An 18,475-nucleotide genomic window follows, 5' to 3' on the forward strand; every position below is an offset into this window, starting at 1 on the left:
CTTCAATAAATGTAAACCTTGCCACGTTTTTTTGCACAAACACGGCCTGCCGCCTAAATTTACAGGACTTTTTGTTGGATGGAGACAACGCTATGCCCTATCGCCTGACGCCTCGCAATTCTGCTTCACATACCCTGTTACGACGATTTTCTGCTGCGCCACATTGGCTACTGCTTAGCGCAACGCTGCTATTTTCCAGCCAGCTCTTGGCGGCGGAACCGAAAGTGACGGAATTGCAGGATAAGCTGGATCACCCGTGGTCATTAGCGTTTTTGCCGGAAGATCAGGGAATTCTGATTACGGAACGCGCCGGCAATTTGCGTTTATGGAAAGCGGGCAGTGCGCTGTCTGCGCCGATAGCCGGCGTACCGAAGGTCTTCGCTAAATCACAGGGCGGATTGCTGGAAGTCGTGCTATCGCCAGACTTTGCGCAGAATCGACGCATCTACCTGAGCTTTGCCGAAGAGGGGAATGATGGTAAAGCAGGAACCGCTGTCGGCTACGGTAAACTCTCCGAGGATAATAAGCGGTTAGAGAATTTCACGGTCTTCTTCCGTCAGGAACCGAAGCTATCGACGGGTAACCATTTCGGCGGCAAGCTGGCCTTTGATCGACAAGGGCATCTGTTTATCGCACTGGGCGAAAACAACGAACGCCCGACCGCACAAGATTTGGATAAATTACAGGGCAAAATTGTTCGCCTGACAGCAGATGGCAAGGTGCCGTCCGATAACCCGTTTGTGAATACACCTAACGCACGACCGGAAATCTGGTCTTACGGACATCGTAACCCGCAGGGATTGGCGATTAATCCGTGGTCTGGCGTGCTGTGGGAAAATGAGCATGGCCCGAAAGGCGGCGATGAAATCAACATTCCCAAAGCGGGCGAAAATTACGGCTGGCCGATTGCAACGCATGGTATTAACTATTCCGGGCTGAAAATTCCAGAAGCGAAAGGAAAAGAGATCGCCGGTATGGTGAATCCCGATTTTTATTGGGAAAAATCACCGGGCATCAGCGGAATGGCCTTCTATAACAGCGACCGTTTCCCTCAATGGAAAAATTCAGTCTTTATCGGTGCGCTGGCAGAGAAGAACCTGATTCGGTTGACGCTTGATGGCGACAAAGTCGCGTCCCAAGAGCGCTTGCTAAGCGATCGCGGTGAACGTATCCGCGACGTAAGGCTGGGGCCAGACGGCTACCTCTATCTGCTGACCGATCATGACAATGGCAAATTGCTGAAAGTCGGGCTGGAGTAAAAAATCAGGCACCTTACGGTGCCTGTTTCACTTAAGACAGTGGAATCATGACGTGCTTCTGATACGCCGGACGCTCGGTGAGCTGCTGATACCAGCGCTCCAGATGCGGATGCGACTGTTGTTCAATCGGCATATTCAGCCAGCCGTAAGCAATACAGCCTAGCGGAATATCGCCAACGCCGAATTGATCGCCGGATAGCCACGGCTGATTAGCCAGAACGGTATCCACAATATCGAACAAACGTTCGCATTCGGCGATACCTTTCTGCACTAACGCCATATCTCGTTTTTCTGGCGCGACGCGTACCATATTAATGAACACTGGCCCGAAAGAGACGGCGAAGGAGGTGGCCCAGTCCATCCACTTCTCGGCACTGGCGCGTTTTCCCGCATCGGCAAGATACAGCGAATCCTGACCGTACTGTGCCGCCAGATAACGTACGATGGTGTTGGATTCCCACAGCACCAGATCGCCGTCACGTAAACAGGGGATGAGGCCATTAGGATTCATCGCCAGATAGTCGACTTCATGGTTAAGACCGAACTGTCCACCTGCCGCAATATGCTGATAAGGCAACGCCAGTTCTTCTGCACACCACAGGACTTTCTTTACGTTGGTCGAGTTATCGCGACCCCAAATCGTTATCATAGTTGCCCCCTTTCTTCGTGAAGCCTGTCCCGGTTATCCGCGACAGTCGATGAGAAATAATGATATGCCTTTTTAGTCTTTATGATTTAACTCGCCATTCTTAATAATGACAGCAAGTTACATTCAGACAGGAAAGTTACACAATGAAATTGACGCATTCTGTTCGCGCCGCGCTGGGCATCACACTGCTTGCCGCCGGTATGCAACTGGCGCTGGCCAGCAGCGATCCACAGACGATCACGTTTGGCGTAGCACCCGGGCCGTATGGCGACATGGTGAATCTGGCCATCAAACCTGAGCTGGTGAAAAAAGGCTACAAGGTCGTCGTGCGTGAATTCAGCGATTACGTTCAGCCCAATCTGGCGCTGGCCAACGGCAGCATTGATGCCAATCTCTTCCAGCATACGCTGTATCTGGAAAAATTCGCCGCTGATAAAGGGTTAAAAATTTCCCCGCTGATTACCGTACCGACAGCCAGCATGGGCTTCTACTCGAAGAAAATCAAATCGCTGGATGAGCTGAAAAAAGGCGATGTAGTCACGCTCTCTAACGACGCCACCAATCTGGCGCGCGGTCTGCGTTTCCTGCAATCGATAGGGTTGGTTACGATCAAGGCCGATATCGATCCGACCAAAGCATCTGAGAAAGATATTATTGAAAACCCACGCGGCTTGGTCTTCAAACCGATGGAAGCGGCGCAGTTACCCCGCACGCTGGATAGCGTGACGGCATCGCTGGTGAACGGTAATTTTGCGCTGGCGTCCGGTATGAAACTGTCATCGGCTATCAAGCTGGAAACTCTGGATGAGAACCTGAAAAATATTATTGCCGTGCGTACCGACGATCTCGATAAGCCCTTTGTTAAAGATACCAAAGCGATTGTGGAATCACCGGCGTATGCTGCGGTGATCAACGATCCCGCGTTGATGTATAGCCAGTTCCAGAAACCAGAGTGGATGCAGGCGAAAACGCCAGTGCCCGCACAGTAAGTTTTAGGCTACACAGAATGTCTTTTGGCCGGTCTATGACCGGCTTTCTTCTTTTCCGCTCAGGCCAGGAGTTTGCGGATAATGATTCAGCTAGAAGGGGTAAGCGTTGACTTCTCACAAGGGAAGCAACCAGAAAATCTCGCGGTGGACAGCGTGTCGTTGCACATCCAACGTGGCGAGGTCTACGGGATTGTTGGCACCAGCGGCGCGGGGAAAAGCACGCTGCTGCGGACCATTAATCTCTTGCAGCGACCGACTGCTGGTCGCGTGCTTGTCAATGGCGTGCTCATCAGCGAATTAGTGGGGCAGCCGCTGCGGGAACAGCGACAGAAAATCGGTATGATCTTTCAGCATTTCAACCTGATGCAGACGCGTACCGTGGCGGAAAACGTGGCGTTTAGCCTAAAAGCCGCAGGGAAATCCAATGCGGATATCGCGGCGCGCGTGCCGGAAATCCTGAACGTGGTAGGGCTGACGGATAAAGCGTCGTCTTATCCGGCGCAGCTCAGCGGCGGTCAGAAACAGCGTGTGGGTATTGCCAGAGCGATTGCCAACGATCCCGAAGTGTTGCTGTGCGATGAGCCAACGTCTGCGCTCGATCTGGAAACCTCAGCCGCTATTCTGGCGCTGCTGAAAGAGATTAACGAGACGCTGGGCATTACCATCGTGCTAATTTCTCATGAGATGAGCGTGATTAAGGCCGTCTGCGATCGCGTGGCGGTAATGACGGGTGGGCAAGTTGTAGAAGAGGGCGATGTTTTCGATATCTTTGCGACGCCGCAGCACGCATTTACGCGTCAACTGGTATCCCACACGCTCGATCTTGCATTGCCGCCTCGCTTGCTGGTGGATTTGCAGGGCACACTACTGAAGATTCTGTTCGTTGGCGAATCGGCGGAGCAGCCCGTGCTGTCGGACGTTGCGACGCGCTTTGGTGTGTCCGTTAACATTCTGCACGGCAAGATCGAATACATTGGTCACCGTGCGCTAGGCATCCTCGTCGCGCTACTAACTCACCCATCCGACCCCGGAAAAGTGACCGAAGCAGTGGAACATATTCAGGTAAGAACGGCGAACGTAGAGGTGCTGCATGGCTGATTTATGGGTCGATCTGATCGCGGCGTTTGGCGAAACGTTCCAGATGGTGGGGATCTCCACGCTGCTCGCCGTGATTGGCGGTTTACCGCTGGGGCTGCTGATTTACGTCACCGACAGGAACCTGTTCTGGCAAAACCGCGCCGTTTATCTGTTTGGCACGGTACTGGTGAATATCATCCGTTCTATTCCTTTCGTGATTCTGCTGGTCTTGCTGTTACCGCTGACGCAGTGTCTCTTAGGCAATACGATTGGGCCTGTGGCGGCGGCGGTGCCAATGTCGGTCGCCGCGATCGCGTTTTATGCGCGTCTGGTGGATAGTGCGCTGCGTGAAATTGACCCCGGTATCGTGGAAGCGGCCGAAGCATTTGGAGCCAGTCCGATGCGTATTATCGGCACGGTGCTGCTGCCGGAGGCGAAAGCGGGATTACTGCGTGGCCTGACGATCACGCTAGTGAGCCTCATTGGTTATTCGGCAATGGCGGGCATTGTTGGCGGCGGCGGGGTGGGGGATTTGGCGATCCGCTTCGGCTATTATCGCTATGAAACCGAGGTGATGGTGATTACCGTTATTGCGCTGGTTATTCTGGTACAGGTGGTACAGACGCTGGGCGACTGGCTGTCAAAACGTGCCGATAAGCGCGAACGCCGTTAAGGGAATGTCCATCACTGGCACGAGGGAAGCTACTCTGCTATGTCCCTCGTGCTATCCGCCATTTTTCTGGTAGTCCTGCTGTCTGCATTTTCAGACATTCCTTAATTTTCCCTAAGTCCTTTTTTTATCTGCGTTTTTTTAGAAACTTTCATTTCTTTGACTATCTTTACAGAATGAACGGTTTTCATCCTACAGATGACGCGTTACCTTTGTATGTTACTAAAGTTTTCAAAACATATTGAAAATTAAGAATTTTTAACGACTGATGGATATCGCGGCGAACTCATGAAAACAACTCCTTTCCTGACCAGACTCACGTCTTTCTCTGTAGGTACGGTATTGCTTGCTGGTTTAGTGCCATTCACCTATGCCGAACAGTTGCCAGCGGTGCCTCAGATTGATGCTAAAGCCTATATCCTGATCGATCACCACAGCGGTAAAGTGCTGGCGGAAAGCAATGCGGATGAGCGTCTTGACCCTGCCAGCCTGACAAAAATTATGGCGAGCTATGTGATTGGGCAGGCGATCAAATCCGGTAAAATTCGTCCTACGGATGAAGTGACCGTCGGAAAAGATGCCTGGGCAACCGGCAATCCGGCGCTGCGTGGCTCGTCGCTGATGTTCCTTAAGCCGGGCGACCGCATCCCCGTTTCTGAGTTAAATAAAGGCATTGTCATTCAGTCAGGCAATGATGCCAGCATCGCGCTGGCGGATTACGTCGCGGGTAGTCAGGATGCGTTCGTTAGCCTGATGAACAATTATGCGAAGGCCCTTAACCTGACGAATACGAATTTTCTGACCGTGCACGGTCTCGATGCGCCGGGGCAGTACAGCACCGCACGTGATATGGCGCTGTTAGGGCAGGCGCTGATTCGCGATGTGCCGGAAGAATACGCGTTGCATAAGGAAAAAGAGTTCACCTTCAATAACATTCGCCAACCTAACCGTAATCGTCTGCTGTGGAGCACTAACCTGAATGTGGACGGTGTGAAAACCGGCCATACCAACGGTGCGGGGCACAATCTGGTGGCCTCGGCCACCGAAGGCAATATGCGCCTGATTTCCGTGGTGCTGGGGGCGCAAACGGATGCCATTCGCTTCCGTGAAAGTGAAAAACTGCTCACCTGGGGCTTCCGCTTTTTCGAAACGGTAACGCCTATCAAGACGGATGCGCCTTTTACTACGCAGCGAGTCTGGTTTGGTACTGAGAAAGAGGCACGACTCGGCGTCGCACAGGATGCTGCGCTGACCATCCCGAAAGGACAAATGAAGAACCTGAAGGCCAGTTTTACGCTCAATCAGCCGCAGCTTTCTGCACCGCTGACCAAGAATCAGGTTGTCGGCACTATCGATTTCCAACTGGACGGTAAAAGCATCGGACAGCGCGAACTGGTCGCGATGGATGATATCCCCGAGGCCGGTTTCTTTAGCCGCCTCTGGGATACGGTGATGATGAAGGTGCAGCAGTGGTTCGGTGGGATATTCGGCTAAGAGTCTATCCCATTAGGGCTATTTTATTTGCCATTTTGAACCTGGGCAGTGCTCAAAATCCTCACGTACTACGTGTACGCTCCGGTTTTTGCGCGCTGTCCTGTCCAAACTGGCTGCACTAATAACGCCTACTCGGACAGACTCTAATTTCCGGGGTGGATTAACTGAATGCCGTTGTTGGAAAAATAGCGTAAGTAGGAATCGCTCGGGGAGCTGTCGGAAATGACGGTATCAAACAGCGTCATCGGGCCGATGCAGGCGCGTTTAATCTGACCGAACTTGCTGCTGTCCGCCACAATAATGATTCGCTGTGCGGTTGCCATCGCGCGTTGCTTCATGCCCAGTTCGGCAAAGTTAAAGCAGGTGGCACCCGCAGTCAGTTCGATACCTGCCGCAGAGATAAAGGCTTTGTTCGGACAGACGTTGTCCAGTTCACTTCGCTGGTTGAGTGGGGTAAAAATCGCGTTATCTGGATGGTATTCCCCGCCGCACAAAATCACTCTGCACGCCTTTTTTTCCTGTAGTGCTAAAAAGGTGTTCAGGGAATAGCAAATCGCGGTAAAGGGCAACTCATCAGGAATGGCATCAATGATGAAAGGAATCGTGGTGCCACAGTCGAAAAAAACGGTATCGTTTGCTTCCACCAGATAGGCAGCCGCAGTACCGATAGCCTGCTTCTCTCTTACGTGCTTGGTCTGCTGATCGGAGACAAAATAGTTCGTGACACCGTTATTCTTCAGGTCGCTAACAACGTAGCCGCCGAGCAGCATGACGCTGGTGGAATCTGCATTCAGATCGCGGCGCACGGTCATCTCGGACACGCCGAGTAGCTGTGCGGCGTCTTTAAGATGGAGTTTATCGGTTTTCTTTAATGCCTGAGCCAGTCTGCCGATTCGTTCGTCGCGCCGCGTTTCCATAAAATTCCCTGCTAGTAAGCTATTTTTGTTGTTAGTAGTTTCCTGCTGCGGCCGTTTCACCTGAAACGATAGCGACGCCTGAACTGGTGCCGATACGTGTGGCGCCTGCTTCAATCATACGCTGTGCCGTTTGGCGATCGCGAACCGCGCCGGATGCTTTGACACCCATCTCGCTGCCGACGGTACTACGCATCAGTCGAACGTGTTCTTCACGCGCGCCGCCGGTGCTGAAACCGGTAGACGTTTTGACGAACGCGACATCCAACTGACGACACATTTCACACACCAGAACAATCTGTTCGTCATCAAGCAGACAGGTTTCCAATATTACCTTCAACGGTATAGCGGCGCAAACCTCACGCACGGCCTGAATATCCGCTTTGACGGCAGCAACATTCCCGCTTTTCAGCCAGCCGACGTTAATCACCATATCGATTTCTTGCGCACCGGCATCAATCGCCGCTTTCGCTTCAAAAGCTTTGCTGGATGTCAGGCCTGCACCAAGAGGGAAACCGATAACAGAACATACCTGTACTTCAGTGCCTTTCAGCTTTTCGGCCACTAAGGGAACGTAACCTGAGTTCACACAGACGGCATAAAAATGGTGAGCGATCGCTTCATCACACAGGGTGGCGATTTGTTGTTCGGTGGCATTGGCTGCCAGCAGTGTGTGGTCGATATAGCGTGCGTAGTCAGTCATGGTAAATCCTTGGAGGTGTAGATAAAAAGTCATATAGCGTGATTATGACACTCAATGATTTTTATGTCATAAAAATAACAATAAAATTAAATTTTGTTATTTTAATAACAAAAAATGAAGCGAATGTGATAGCGGATGTGTGGATATCGGGAAATAGGGAAGAGGTATACTCTAAATAATTCAAATTTCAGGAAGGCGGCAAGCGAAGGAATCCCGATGAGCTTACACAGGTAAGTGATTCGGGTGACTGAACGTAGCCAACGCACATGCAATTTGAAGTATGACGAGTATAAGCGGAAAAGAAAACGCCCATCGTTCTTGAACCTGAAAGGCGGGAACGATGGGCTCCTCAATAAGGGGAATCAAAGAAAAGCAGTGGCACTTATTCAGACTGTAGGGCAAAGAAAAAGTTCTGGCGTTTAGAAAATAATATTGACGGTTTTTTACACTTTCTCAGCCGGGCAGTTCAGGCCAGATAACCACGATAAGAGAACCCGCTAAGGTGAGTAGCACGTTAGCAATGGCATAGGTGCCCGCATAGCCGAGCGCAGGGATGTTACTGCGCGCCGTATCGCTGATAATTTCCATCGCAGGGGCGCAGGTTCGTGCACCCATCATGGCGCCAAACAGCAGCGCACGGTTCATTTTCAGCACATACGCACCAAACAGAAAACAAATCACCACCGGCAGCAGGCTAACAATTAGCCCTGAAGCCAGCATCTGTATACCGACTTCTCCCAGGCTACTGTTGATGGTGCTACCTGCGCTCAGACCAACACCGGCCATAAAAACCATCAGGCCGAATTCTTTGACCATGTTAAGTGCGCCTTGCGGAATATAGCCGAAGGTCGGGTGGTTGGCGCGCAGGAACCCGAGCATGATACCAGCGAACAGCAACCCTGCCGCGTTACCGATACCAAAGGTGAAATTGCTGAATTGGATGGTGATCAGTCCGACCATCACGCCGATAACGAAAAAGGCGCAGAAGGCCAGCAGGTCGGTGACCTGGCTATGAATAGAAATGAACCCGATTCTGTCAGCAATGCTTTTGACCCGGCGGGTGTCCCCGCTGACCTGCAAGACATCGCCTTTATTCAGCACGACGTTATCGTCAATCGGCATTTCAATCTGGCTACGGACAATACGGTTGAGGAAACAGCCGTGATCGGTCAGCTTCAATTGGCTTAGGCGTTTGCCGACGGCATTGTGGTTCTTGACGACGATCTCTTCCGTTACGATGCGCATATCCAGCAAATCGCGGTCGAAAACCTCTTTGCCATCGCGGAAATTGGAGTTCAGGCGAGAATGGGCGTCGGGATAGCCGACCAGCGCGATCTCATCGCCGATTTGCAAGACGGCATCACCATCAGGGCTAGCCAAAATCCCGTTGCGTCGGATGCGCTCGATGTAGCAGCCAGTCTGGCGATAAATCCCCAGCTCGCGCAGATTCTTGCCATCCGCCCAGTCAACCAGTTCCGGCCCAACGCGATAGGCGCGAATCACCGGCAGGTACACTTTTCTCTGGCTGTCTGGGTCTAATCCGCGCTCGCGTGCAATCTGCTGAGCGCTGGTAGGCAAATCCTGATGCTGGAGTTTGGGCAGGTAGCGTGCGCCAAAAATGAGGCTGACCAACCCTACCAGATACGTCAGCGCATAGCCCAAACTCAGATGATCTTGCTCAATACCGAGCTGGTTACCCAAGCTGGCCGTGTTGCGCAGCGTGTCACCCGCACCGACCAGCACCGGCGTTGAGGTCATGGACCCGGCCAGCATCCCCGCCGTCAGGCCAATTCCCCAACCAAAGAATTTGCCTAAGCCTAACGCCAGTAACATGGCGCTGCCGACCATCACCAGCGCCAGCATGAAATAATTCTTTCCGTCGCGGAAGAAAATAGAAAAGAAATTTGGTCCGGCTTCCACGCCCACGCAAAAAATAAATAACATAAAGCCGAGGCTCAGCGCTTCGGTATTAATCGAAAAATGCTGTTGGCCGAGTAATAAAGAAACAACTAAAACTCCAATAGAATTACCGAGTTGTACTGGTCCGAGGCGCAATTTCCCCAGGCAGAGTCCTAATGAAAGAACCACGAATAAAAGTAGAATGTAATTCCCATTTAACAAATCAGCGACGTTTATATTCATGGAATGTAACTTGTTTTTTACCAGTAAGTTCTTGATGTTATTCATTATAGCGGCTAGATTTAGCCATGAAATGCATGAATTCCCGTGACGGTATCAATACGCGTCAGCTGAAAGGAATCAGCCTCGTTCAGTATAATTTATCCGATAAAAATTGTTCAGTGTAATTATTGTTTAATTTAATGATTGTGGTGTCGCTGTTGAAGAAATGCGCTGGGTTATCGTCTGTTTCTGTAGATGGCCAGCGTGTCGAATAAATCGTAGCGAAGCCTCATGTTTTTCATATCGGGGAATAGATACGCCAATCATTTTTACCATGCCGCATATTTTCGGTATCTGGTTGATGTAGGTTGGGAGGCATATTGAGTGAGGGCGATTTATGGCAAGAAATAAAGGCTGGGTGGGTGCGACCTGCTGTTTTTTATTGTTCACCGTCGTGTTTCTGAGCCAAAAGATTGAGGTATCAGAGGTTGCGGTGAGTGATGGGCTACGCGGTAGTCCAGGGATGTTGCTTTTTCTGTTGCCCGGTATGGTTGCCTGTTTTCTTTCCGCGCGCGGTCGCCTGCTTTACCCGCTGTTTGGCGCGCTGGCGGCAATGCCCGTGTGTTTGCTGGTGCTTCACCTATGGAATACGCCAATGCGTTCTTTCTGGCAAGAGCTGGCCTACGTGATGAGTGCGGTCTTTTGGTGCGTGCTGGGGGCGATGGGCGTGTTGTGTTTACGGAGTCTTTATCGACGCTATCTTCGTTGAGTGGGTTCTATTCCGAAGCCATAAAAAAGCGCGGACTGTCGCCGCGCTATTGTTCTGATCAGTTTGATGATTATGACTGGAACAGGGCCAGATGCTCTTTAGCATAGGCTTCAAAGTCGGTGCAGCCGCCGATGTGTTTTTCATCCAGGAAAATCTGCGGTACGGTTTCAACCGGTTTTCCTACCGTCTTGGACAAATCTTCTTTCGAAATGCCTTCTGCGTGGATGTCTACATAGCGGAAGCTGAAGTCATCACGTTGCTCGGCTAATTTCTCTGCCAGTTCTTTCGCACGTACACAATAAGGGCAAGCGGGGCGCCCGAAAATTACAGCGAACATGTAAACTCCTTTGTAAAATTAGAAAAATGTTCTCATTCTTGAAACGCATAGCGTGACGCCTATTACAGACAAGGTCACGGCTAAAAGTGTTACGGTTAATGAGGTTACTGCGAATCTCGCTACTATGCCCGTATTCATTGATGAAAAAAAGTAGTCATTACCTGTTACAACGATTTGCTGAAGCTATTAGGCGGTGGGGTAATGCAGATTCCACCCGAGCTACGATATAATTTCGTCATACTTCAAGCTGCCTATGAGATGTACTTTACCGACTGAAGGATGCCAGTGTGACACCAACGATTGATTTGCTACAGCGCCACCGTTCTATTCGCGCGTTTACGTCTCAGGCCATAACGGATGAGCAACGCCACGCCATCATTACCGCCGCACAAAGTGCGTCCAGCTCTAGTTTTTTACAATGCAGCTCAATTATCCGTATTACCGATCCTGCGGTGCGTGAAACGCTCGTTCACTATACCGGCGAGCAAGGCTATGTGGCGCAGGCGGCAGAATTTTGGGTTTTTTGTGCCGATTTCCATCGGCATGTGGCGATCTTCCCACAGGCAGAAACCGGGCTGGCTGAGCAATTGCTGATTGGCTGCGTCGATACCGCCCTCATGGCGCAGAATGCACTGGTTGCCGCCGAATCGCTGGGGCTGGGTGGGGTATTTATCGGCGGGATCCGCAATCGCCTCGCTGACGTGACGCAGTTGTTGCAACTGCCACCGTTAGTTCTGCCGTTGTTTGGTCTGTGTCTGGGGCACCCGGACGCGGAACCCATGCTGAAACCGCGCATGCCAACCGCAATGATGCTGCATGAAAATGTCTATCAGCCGCTCGACCGCGATGTGCTGGCGCAATACGACCAGCAAATGGTGGAATATTATCTGCAACGTACCGGTAGTCGTCGTGAAAGCTGGAGTGAGCACGTGGAACGGACGCTGAAAAAAGAGTTACGTCCATTCATGCTGGACTACTTACATCAACAAGGATGGGCGATACGCTAGTATCAGTAGGATATTTATGAAGATAGCCATTCTGTCTCGTGATGGGGCGTTATATTCCTGCAAGCGTCTGCGTGAAGCGGCTGAGGCGCGCCAACACAGCATTGAGATTATCGACCCGCTTTCCTGCTACATGAATATCAATTCGGCGGCGCCGTCGGTGCATTACCGCGGGCGTCGGCTGGATAAATTTGATGCGGTTATTCCGCGTATCGGTTCACAGATCACGTTTTATGGTACGGCGGTATTGCGCCAGTTTGAAATGCTGGGCAGCTACCCGCTGAATAATTCTGTCGCCATCATTCGCGCCCGCGACAAGCTACATTCATTGCAACTGCTTGCGCGTGAGGGGATTGACCTGCCGATCACCGGATTTGCTCACTCGCCGGATGATACTGGCGATCTGATCGCGATGGTGGGCGGTGCGCCGCTGGTCGTAAAACTGGTAGAAGGTACACAGGGGATTGGGGTGGTATTGGCCGAGACGCGACAGGCGGCGGAAAGCGTGATTGATGCCTTTCGCGGGCTGAATGCGCACATTCTGGTGCAGGAGTACGTGCATGAAGCGCAGGGTAAAGATATCCGCTGTTTTGTGATCGGCAACCGTGTTGTTGCGGCGATTGAGCGACAGGCGAAAGCGGGGGAATTCCGTTCAAACCTGCATCGCGGCGGATCGGCGAATAAAGTGAAAATTACGGCGAAGGAGCGTGCGATTGCTATCAAGGCGACAAAAACGCTGGGGCTGAATATCGCGGGCGTCGATATCTTGCGTGCCGAACGGGGGCCGCTGGTGATGGAAGTTAACGCCTCGCCGGGGCTGGAAGGGATTGAAACGACGACCGGACTCGATATTGCCGACATGATGATTGAGTTTATTGAGCAAAATACCCAGAGGCGCTTCGCAATATCGGCAACAATAAGCAAAAGTTAGCTTTCTGAAACAGGGACCGCGCCGTAAAATACGGCGTTCCTTATTTTGGCGTGACGTACCGGACAGCGGCGCTATGCGGTACGTTACGTGTCGCGGAACGAGGAAAGCGGCACATGGGGCGCTTTTATCATGGCATCGTCGCGCAATATTCCGTAAGCTATGGGCCGTTTTTAAGGCTGTTTTTGTTTCAACATCGCTTCTGTGTAAACGGTGTTTTCTTTTCAACAACGCTGTCTGTACGGCGGCAGGTATGAGGCAAACATGATGGATTCACTCATCGTCCCGGATTTGGCTATGCTACGGCGGTGGCTGGATCAACTGAACATTCTGTATTTCGAATGTGATTCCTGCCAGGCGCTCCATCTTCCTCATATGCAAAATTTTGATGGCGTGTTCGATGCGAAAGTTGATCTGGTAGATAACGTGATCCTGTTTTCTGCCCTTGCCGAAGTGAAGCCCAGCGCGTTGATTCCTCTGGTTGGCGACCTGAGCCAAATCAATGCCAGCTCGTTGACCGTTAAGGCGTTTATCGACGTTCAGGACGATAACCTGCCGAAGCTGATTGTCTGCCAGTCATTCAGCGTGGCTGCTGGCATGACGCTGGAACAATTCAGACATTTCATGCAGCAGTCCGAAGAACAAATCTCAATGGTGATCCTTGAGGCCGGTGCTAATAATCTGCTGTTTATCGGCGAGGAAGAAGAGGGCTCTGCTGCCAGAGTCAATACCTCTCATCTGCATTGATACGGTTGCTGCCAACGGCAGCAATTGGTTTTACTTATTTTCCTTTCACCACCATTTATTCTGGTTATTTCGCATTATTGCCAGATATTTCTCTTTGTTTGCCGCTAAACGCCTTCATCACATCGATAAAATGTGAATAAATAATCGTTAAAACCCATTTTTTACGTTCAAGTATGGTGCACACGATGTTGTGGGGTTATGCTTTATTCCTGTAAGACACAGACAGCGGAATCAGGGCTATGTCTGTGTCTGGGCGAATAAAAATCGGTGCATACTCATTCACCGCTTGGATAGCGCGGCAGGACATATTTTGTATCGGAACGATACATACTACTCCCATGAATCACCCCCTTGAATGGAGGAAGGAACGGATGTTCACCCAACGTAAAAAATGGCTATCGGGTGTTGTTACCGGCTTGCTGATGGCCGCGTCCGTCACCGCATCTGCGGAAGAGAAAACGCTGCATGTTTATAACTGGTCCGACTATATCGCGCCGGACACGTTAGCCAATTTCCAGAAAGAAACCGGCATTAAAGTCGTCTATGACGTGTTTGACTCCAACGAAGTGTTGGAAGGCAAGCTCATGGCGGGCAGCACGGGTTTTGATCTGGTGGTACCTTCTGCCAGCTTCCTGGAGCGCCAGCTCTCTGCGGGAGTTTTTCAGCCATTAGACAAGAGCAAGTTACCGAATTACAAAAATCTGGATCCTGAGCTGATGAAGTTGATTGCACAGCACGATCCAGACAATAAATATGCCCTGCCTTACCTGTGGGCGACTACGGGCATCGGCTATAACGTTGAGAAAGTGAAAGCCGCGCTGGGTGCTGATGCACCGGTTGACAGCTGGGATCTGGTTCTGAAGCCAGAGAACCTGGAAAAGCTGAAAAGCTGCGGCGTCTCCTTCCTGGATGCACCGGAAGAGATCTTCGCAACCGTGCTGAACTATCAGGGTAAAGATCCGAACAGCACTAAGCCGGGCGATTACACCACGTCAGCGACCGATCTGCTGCTGAAACTGCGTCCGAGCATTCGCTACTTCCATTCATCGCAGTACATCAACGACCTGGCAAACGGCGATATCTGTGTCGCAGTAGGCTGGGCGGGCGATATCCTGCAGGCAGGAAATCGTGCGAAAGAAGCGAAGAACGGCGTGAATATCCAATACAGCATTCCGAAAGAGGGCGCACTGGCATTCTTTGATGTGCTTGCCATTCCAAAAGATGCTAAAAATCTTGATGAAGCTTATGCGTTTCTGGATTACCTGATGAAGCCGGAAGTGATGGCGGGAATCAGTAACCACGTGTATTACGCGAGCGGTAATCTGGCGTCCTTGCCGTTGGTGAACGCAGAGATTCGTAATAACCCAGGCGTTTATCCGCCAGCGGATGTGCGTGCCAAATTGTTTACGCTTAAGGTGCAGTCTCCTCAGATTGACCGTACGCGTACGCGTGCATGGACTAAGGTTAAAAGCGGCAAGTAGCCTCTTGGATCTGAATCGTTACCCAAACGCTTGACGGTTGCTGGTGTCGGCAACTTGAGAATGGATGGGTATAAAACGTGGCAAAGAACAGGCGGATTATCCGCCTGTTCGTGCTCTATATTGTGTCACACTGCTGAATGCAAAAAGCGCCGAATGGCGGCATCTGCGGTGTGGCTTGTTCTGCTTTTGCCGGAGAGCAATGCGAAGTGAATGACGCGATCCCCCGCCCTCAATCAAAACCTCAAAAAGCAGCCACACCGCTGCTGGAAGTGCGTAACCTGACGAAGTCGTTCGACGGTCAGGCCGCCGTCGATGATGTCAGTCTGACTATTTATAAAGGCGAAATTTTTGCGCTGCTGGGGGCATCCGGCTGTGGGAAATCCACGCTGCTGCGTATGCTGGCAGGTTTTGAGCTTCCCACGCAGGGGCAGATTGTTCTGGATGGTCAGGATTTATCATTGGTGCCGCCTTACCAGCGTCCCATCAATATGATGTTCCAGTCTTATGCGCTGTTCCCACACATGACGGTGGAAAAGAATATCGCGTTTGGTCTGAAGCAGGACAAACTGCCGCGTGCAGAAATCAAAGATCGTGTGGAAGAGATGTTGTCGCTGGTGCACATGCAAGAGTTCGCCAATCGCAAACCGCATCAGCTTTCCGGCGGTCAACGTCAGCGTGTTGCGCTGGCTCGCAGTCTGGCGAAGCGTCCCAAACTGCTGCTGTTGGACGAACCGATGGGGGCGCTGGACAAGAAACTGCGTGACCGCATGCAGCTTGAAGTCGTCGACATTCTGGAACGCGTGGGTGTGACCTGTGTGATGGTGACGCACGATCAGGAAGAAGCCATGACGATGGCGGGTCGTATTGCCATTATGAATCGCGGTAAGTTCGTACAGATTGGCGAGCCGGAAGAGATTTATGAGCACCCAAACACGCGTTTCAGCGCGGAATTCATCGGCTCGGTCAATATGTTTGAAGGGATCTTGCAGGAACGTCAGGACGATGCGCTGATCATCAAAAGCCCTGGGCTGGTCCATCCGCTGAAGGTGGATTCGGATGTCTCGGTGATCGATGGCGTTCCGGTCTACATCGCGTTGCGTCCTGAGAAAATCATGCTGTGCGAAGAGGTGCCGGCTGATGGCTGTAACTTCGCGGTAGGGGAAGTGGTCCACATCGCCTATCTGGGCGACCTGTCGATTTACCACGTCAGGCTCAACAGCGGGCAAATCATCAGCGCGCAGTTACAAAATGCCTACCGCTATCGCAAAGGCACGCCGACCTGGGGAGATGAGGTCCGGCTGTGTTGGGATGCGGATAGCTGTGTGGTTCTGACGGTGTAGCGAGGAACAATGTCATGACTCTATTTCCCGAACATAACACGGCGGAACCACCGGGCAAGGCCAGACTCTGGCTCCGTGTGCTGATGGCGCGCTGGCGTCAAAAACACGGACGCAAGCTGGTCATCGCGCTGCCGTATCTGTGGCTGCTGCTGTTGTTTATGCTGCCGTTCCTGATCGTGTTCAAAATCAGTCTTGCAGAGATGGCGCGGGCGATTCCGCCTTATACCGATCTGGTCTCGTGGCTGGACGGCAAGCTGGATATTTCCCTGAACCTTGGGAACTACCTACATCTGTTGGACGATCCGCTGTATTTCGATGCCTATATGCAATCGCTTCAGGTTGCTGCCGTGTCGACGCTGTGCTGCCTGCTTATCGGCTACCCGTTAGCCTGGGCTGTGGCACACAGTAAACCGTCGACGCGTAATATCCTGTTGTTGCTGGTGATTCTTCCATCGTGGACGTCATTCCTGATTCGCGTCTACGCCTGGATGGGGATTCTGAAAAATAACGGTATCCTGAATAACTTCCTGCTGTGGCTGGGCGTGATCGATGAACCGCTGGTTATTCTGCATACCAATTTGGCGGTGTATATCGGCGTCGTGTATTCCTATCTGCCGTTTATGGTGCTGCCGATCTATACCGCGCTGATGCGTCTGGACTATTCGTTAGTGGAAGCGTCGTTGGATCTCGGTGCGCGACCGCTGAAAACCTTCTTCAGCGTGATCGTCCCGTTAACGAAAGGCGGAATTATTGCGGGCTCGATGCTGGTCTTTATCCCCGCGGTGGGGGAGTACGTGATTCCAGAACTGCTCGGCGGGCCGGACAGCATCATGATTGGCCGTATTCTGTGGCAGGAATTCTTCAATAACCGCGATTGGCCGGTTGCATCTGCCGTTGCCGTCGTCATGCTGCTGCTGTTGATTATGCCGATTATCTGGTTCCACAAACATCAGAGCAAAACAGCGGAGGGTGAAGCGTGAATAATTTACCTGTTGTTCGCTCACCGTGGCGTATTGTGATTTTGGTGCTGTGCTTTACGTTCCTCTATGCGCCGATGCTGATGCTTGATGATCTACTCGTTCAACAGTTCCAAGCTGGTGACCGTATGGGCTGGCTGGTCGGCACGTTGGTACGTCGAGCTGTTCCACAATACGGCGATGATCAGCGCGGTACTCCTGAGCCTGACGATTGCTGCCGCCTCGGCAACGATGGCCGTGATTCTTGGGACGATCGCCGCCGTGGTCATGGTGCGTTTTGGCCGTTTCCGTGGCTCCAATGGGTTTGCCTTTATGCTGACAGCGCCGCTGGTTATGCCAGATGTGATTACCGGCCTGTCGCTGCTGTTGCTCTTTGTGGCATTAGGGCATGCCATTGGCTGGCCAGCGGAAAGAGGGATGTTCACCATCTGGCTGGCACACGTCACGTTCTGTACCGCGTATGTCACCGTGGTGATCAGCGCGCGGCTGCGTGAGCTGGACCGTTCGATTGAAGAAGCGGCGATGGATCTGGGGGCGAACCCGCTCAAGGTGTTCTTCATTATCACGGTGCCGATGATTGCTCCTGCGCTTGCTTTCCGGCTGGCTGCTGGCGTTTACGCTGTCGCTGGACGATCTGGTTATCGCCAGCTTCGTAGCAGGGCCCGGCTCGACAACGCTGCCAATGCTGGTGTTCTCCAGCGTCAGAATGGGCGTTAATCCACAAATTAACGCATTGGCTTCCCTGATATTGTTAGTCGTTGGTATTATTGGGTTTATCGCCTGGTGGTTTATGGCGAGAGCAGAAAAGCAGCGCTATCGCGATATGCAAAAAGCGAGACGCGGCTGATTCGATCTCTCACCGTAATTTGTTAGCCTAGCGAAGATGACCAGCAACGCCGCCAGAGTATGGGGGCGTTGCTGTTTTGTATGGCAATCAAGTTTTGCATGACTATCAAGTTTTATATTGGCATCAGACGTTATATTGATGCTGTATTTTTGGCGGGTAAATGCCGCAT

At 51.8% G+C, this 18,475-nt stretch carries 17 protein-coding genes and 1 pseudogene; 13 read left to right on the forward strand and 5 right to left on the reverse strand.

Annotated elements, in window-relative coordinates; translation table 11 throughout:
* Positions 1 to 92: 92 nt before the first annotated feature.
* Entirely contained in the window at positions 93 to 1,259 is a 1,167-nt protein-coding gene (locus HP572_RS06385; RefSeq protein WP_240585112.1) for a PQQ-dependent sugar dehydrogenase, read from the forward strand.
* Positions 1,260 to 1,290: 31 nt separating this feature from the next.
* Here HP572_RS06385 and HP572_RS06390 read toward each other — a convergent pair whose 3' ends face one another.
* Positions 1,291 to 1,908, reverse strand: a complete 618-nt coding sequence (locus HP572_RS06390; protein WP_240585113.1) for a glutathione S-transferase family protein — start codon at positions 1,906 to 1,908, stop codon at positions 1,291 to 1,293.
* Positions 1,909 to 2,051: 143 nt separating this feature from the next.
* Here HP572_RS06390 and HP572_RS06395 point away from each other — a divergent pair, with 143 nt between their 5' ends.
* The 4 genes from HP572_RS06395 (at position 2,052) to HP572_RS06410 (ending at position 6,138) form a co-directional block, all read left to right on the forward strand.
* Complete coding sequence (locus tag HP572_RS06395; RefSeq protein ID WP_240585114.1) at positions 2,052 to 2,897, forward strand: MetQ/NlpA family ABC transporter substrate-binding protein; 846 nt, start codon at positions 2,052 to 2,054, stop codon at positions 2,895 to 2,897.
* 81 nt (positions 2,898 to 2,978) lie between these two features.
* Positions 2,979 to 3,995: a methionine ABC transporter ATP-binding protein gene (locus HP572_RS06400; RefSeq protein ID WP_240585115.1), complete on the forward strand. Its 1,017-nt coding sequence runs from the start codon at positions 2,979 to 2,981 to the stop codon at positions 3,993 to 3,995.
* Complete coding sequence (locus HP572_RS06405) at positions 3,988 to 4,647, forward strand: methionine ABC transporter permease (protein WP_240585116.1); 660 nt, start codon at positions 3,988 to 3,990, stop codon at positions 4,645 to 4,647. Before HP572_RS06400 ends, HP572_RS06405 begins: the two co-directional genes overlap by 8 nt.
* Positions 4,648 to 4,932: 285 nt before the next feature.
* The gene (locus HP572_RS06410) at positions 4,933 to 6,138 is read left to right on the forward strand and encodes a serine hydrolase (RefSeq protein WP_240585117.1); all 1,206 of its coding nucleotides are present in this window, start codon (positions 4,933 to 4,935) and stop codon (positions 6,136 to 6,138) included.
* Between the two features lie 143 nt (positions 6,139 to 6,281).
* Here HP572_RS06410 and deoR read toward each other — a convergent pair whose 3' ends face one another.
* The 3 genes from deoR to HP572_RS06425 all read right to left on the reverse strand — a co-directional run bounded on the left by deoR (position 6,282) and on the right by HP572_RS06425 (position 9,897).
* Positions 6,282 to 7,055, reverse strand: coding sequence for a DNA-binding transcriptional repressor DeoR (gene deoR / locus HP572_RS06415; protein WP_240585118.1), 774 nt, complete (start codon positions 7,053 to 7,055; stop codon positions 6,282 to 6,284).
* A 31-nt stretch (positions 7,056 to 7,086) separates the two neighbouring features.
* Positions 7,087 to 7,755, reverse strand: a complete 669-nt coding sequence (deoC, locus tag HP572_RS06420) for a deoxyribose-phosphate aldolase (RefSeq protein ID WP_240585119.1) — start codon at positions 7,753 to 7,755, stop codon at positions 7,087 to 7,089.
* A gap of 453 nt (positions 7,756 to 8,208) precedes the next feature.
* Positions 8,209 to 9,897 (reverse strand): aspartate:alanine antiporter, encoded by a 1,689-nt coding sequence (locus tag HP572_RS06425; RefSeq protein WP_240585120.1) that lies wholly within the window; start codon positions 9,895 to 9,897, stop codon positions 8,209 to 8,211.
* A gap of 376 nt (positions 9,898 to 10,273) precedes the next feature.
* Between HP572_RS06425 and HP572_RS06430 the strand changes: the two genes are divergently transcribed.
* The gene (locus tag HP572_RS06430; RefSeq protein WP_010306649.1) at positions 10,274 to 10,645 is read left to right on the forward strand and encodes an inner membrane protein YbjM; all 372 of its coding nucleotides are present in this window, start codon (positions 10,274 to 10,276) and stop codon (positions 10,643 to 10,645) included.
* A 70-nt stretch (positions 10,646 to 10,715) separates the two neighbouring features.
* Here HP572_RS06430 and HP572_RS06435 read toward each other — a convergent pair whose 3' ends face one another.
* Positions 10,716 to 10,982 carry a GrxA family glutaredoxin gene (locus HP572_RS06435; RefSeq protein ID WP_010277298.1) on the reverse strand — a complete coding sequence of 89 codons (267 nt, stop codon included), beginning with the start codon at positions 10,980 to 10,982 and terminating at the stop codon, positions 10,716 to 10,718.
* A 287-nt stretch (positions 10,983 to 11,269) separates the two neighbouring features.
* Here HP572_RS06435 and nfsA point away from each other — a divergent pair, with 287 nt between their 5' ends.
* The 7 genes and pseudogenes from nfsA to potI all read left to right on the forward strand — a co-directional run bounded on the left by nfsA (position 11,270) and on the right by potI (position 18,306).
* Entirely contained in the window at positions 11,270 to 11,989 is a 720-nt protein-coding gene (gene nfsA / locus HP572_RS06440; RefSeq protein ID WP_240585121.1) for an oxygen-insensitive NADPH nitroreductase, read from the forward strand.
* Positions 11,990 to 12,005: 16 nt separating this feature from the next.
* Complete coding sequence (gene rimK, locus HP572_RS06445; RefSeq protein WP_205550870.1) at positions 12,006 to 12,917, forward strand: 30S ribosomal protein S6--L-glutamate ligase; 912 nt, start codon at positions 12,006 to 12,008, stop codon at positions 12,915 to 12,917.
* 264 nt (positions 12,918 to 13,181) lie between these two features.
* Entirely contained in the window at positions 13,182 to 13,661 is a 480-nt protein-coding gene (locus tag HP572_RS06450) for a YbjN domain-containing protein (RefSeq protein WP_010277290.1), read from the forward strand.
* 371 nt (positions 13,662 to 14,032) lie between these two features.
* A complete protein-coding gene (potF, locus tag HP572_RS06455; RefSeq protein WP_095994334.1) occupies positions 14,033 to 15,142 on the forward strand; it encodes a spermidine/putrescine ABC transporter substrate-binding protein PotF in 1,110 nt (369 codons plus the stop codon).
* A 206-nt stretch (positions 15,143 to 15,348) separates the two neighbouring features.
* Entirely contained in the window at positions 15,349 to 16,482 is a 1,134-nt protein-coding gene (gene potG, locus HP572_RS06460) for a putrescine ABC transporter ATP-binding subunit PotG (RefSeq protein ID WP_240585705.1), read from the forward strand.
* A gap of 14 nt (positions 16,483 to 16,496) precedes the next feature.
* Complete coding sequence (potH, locus tag HP572_RS06465; protein ID WP_010277280.1) at positions 16,497 to 17,462, forward strand: putrescine ABC transporter permease PotH; 966 nt, start codon at positions 16,497 to 16,499, stop codon at positions 17,460 to 17,462.
* Positions 17,459 to 18,306: pseudogene (gene potI, locus HP572_RS06470) on the forward strand (putrescine ABC transporter permease PotI). The gene potH and the pseudogene potI overlap by 4 nt, the downstream one beginning before the upstream one ends.
* Positions 18,307 to 18,475 lie beyond the last annotated feature (169 nt).

Origin of the sequence: Pectobacterium sp. PL64 (assembly GCF_022477975.1) — a bacterium.
GTDB lineage: Bacteria > Pseudomonadota > Gammaproteobacteria > Enterobacterales > Enterobacteriaceae > Pectobacterium > Pectobacterium jejuense.

Coding starts and splice junctions, on each gene's coding strand:
- HP572_RS06385 (WP_240585112.1), top strand. CDS start 93: ATGCCCTATCGCCTGACGCCTCGCAATTCTGCTTCACATACCCTGTTA.
- HP572_RS06405 (WP_240585116.1), top strand. CDS start 3,988: ATGGCTGATTTATGGGTCGATCTGATCGCGGCGTTTGGCGAAACGTTC.
- deoC (WP_240585119.1), bottom strand. CDS start 7,755: ATGACTGACTACGCACGCTATATCGACCACACACTGCTGGCAGCCAAT.
- HP572_RS06395 (WP_240585114.1), top strand. CDS start 2,052: ATGAAATTGACGCATTCTGTTCGCGCCGCGCTGGGCATCACACTGCTT.
- deoR (WP_240585118.1), bottom strand. CDS start 7,055: ATGGAAACGCGGCGCGACGAACGAATCGGCAGACTGGCTCAGGCATTA.
- HP572_RS06390 (WP_240585113.1), bottom strand. CDS start 1,908: ATGATAACGATTTGGGGTCGCGATAACTCGACCAACGTAAAGAAAGTC.
- HP572_RS06430 (WP_010306649.1), top strand. CDS start 10,274: ATGGCAAGAAATAAAGGCTGGGTGGGTGCGACCTGCTGTTTTTTATTG.
- potH (WP_010277280.1), top strand. CDS start 16,497: ATGACTCTATTTCCCGAACATAACACGGCGGAACCACCGGGCAAGGCC.
- HP572_RS06435 (WP_010277298.1), bottom strand. CDS start 10,982: ATGTTCGCTGTAATTTTCGGGCGCCCCGCTTGCCCTTATTGTGTACGT.
- HP572_RS06410 (WP_240585117.1), top strand. CDS start 4,933: ATGAAAACAACTCCTTTCCTGACCAGACTCACGTCTTTCTCTGTAGGT.
- potF (WP_095994334.1), top strand. CDS start 14,033: ATGTTCACCCAACGTAAAAAATGGCTATCGGGTGTTGTTACCGGCTTG.
- HP572_RS06450 (WP_010277290.1), top strand. CDS start 13,182: ATGGATTCACTCATCGTCCCGGATTTGGCTATGCTACGGCGGTGGCTG.
- rimK (WP_205550870.1), top strand. CDS start 12,006: ATGAAGATAGCCATTCTGTCTCGTGATGGGGCGTTATATTCCTGCAAG.
- HP572_RS06425 (WP_240585120.1), bottom strand. CDS start 9,897: ATGAATATAAACGTCGCTGATTTGTTAAATGGGAATTACATTCTACTT.
- HP572_RS06400 (WP_240585115.1), top strand. CDS start 2,979: ATGATTCAGCTAGAAGGGGTAAGCGTTGACTTCTCACAAGGGAAGCAA.